Origin of the sequence: Chimaeribacter californicus (assembly GCF_002858675.1) — a bacterium.
Taxonomy (GTDB): Bacteria; Pseudomonadota; Gammaproteobacteria; order Enterobacterales; family Enterobacteriaceae; genus Chimaeribacter; species Chimaeribacter californicus.
The window spans coordinates 1-869 of the sequence record NZ_PJZF01000089.1 but is presented as its reverse complement, the minus strand read 5'-3'; the positions used below and the strand labels follow the sequence as shown (position 1 = coordinate 869).

Here is an 869-nt window from a genome sequence, read left to right as displayed (position 1 = left end):
ATACCGATCCAATTGTTTCTCTGATTATGACCATCAGTTGAAGGAAAAGCGGCTCAAGCGCCTGCGCACTATGCTGCGCGCCAAGGTGCGCAAAGTGACGACCAGCCATGTCGATGCATCTGAAGTGCTCACCATTTTTGAAGACACTCAGGGTAAGAAGTTGCGCAAAATCGCGATCCCTGCTGTCGAGTACACTACGCCTGACGGGCGGAGCGTGACCCGGGATGAGTGCCTAGCGGCCGCCACCGCCCACTGGGGGGAGATACTGGAAGCGTCCCGCTACTGTCGCCAGGTGCAAAGTGTCTGCCCTGATTACGCGCACTTCATGATCTCGCGCTACAGCTGCCTGGAAGCTTACCTGTCAGCTCAGGGGGTAGGTGATACCTCCCGTATGCGGCTGGTGGTAATTGAGCGTGCCATAGCCATGCTGGAAGATATAAAGACGCACTACGGCAGTAAAGAAACCCTGGCGGAGAAGCTGGCATATGTTCTGCGTCTGGAGGGGCGCTTTGCTGACTGGATGATAGACGTCAAAGCGATGTTTTTTTCCCGGGTGATCGCGGTGGCCACGGTATCCCACCAGCTGGATTTGCACCATATTCATGAGGCCATTAGGCAGCTCGAAAAAATGAGACATGCCGCGCTATTTGCTAAGCACCTTGCGGAGTCTGTGCTCCGTCCGCCGGAATTTTTCTTATTGCGATCTTATCCTGAAGACCTGACTTACTGAGGCTCCTATGACAATAAAAGCATCTTTTACCCCGCAAGCGCAGGACGCACTGGATTGGTGGACTAACCGAATGCCTGAAGGCGGTTACCTGGCTTTTAAAGCTGAGATGGAGCGTGCTGCCAGCGAGATCATGGAGCGC

The 869-nt window shown here is 54.3% G+C and carries 1 protein-coding gene; it reads left to right on the top strand.

What is annotated here, in order from left to right:
* Positions 1-730, top strand: a 730-nt coding sequence (locus tag CYR55_RS23725) for a hypothetical protein (protein WP_165699664.1), incomplete at its 5' end; no start/stop codon positions are given.
* Positions 731-869: the final 139 nt, after the last annotated feature.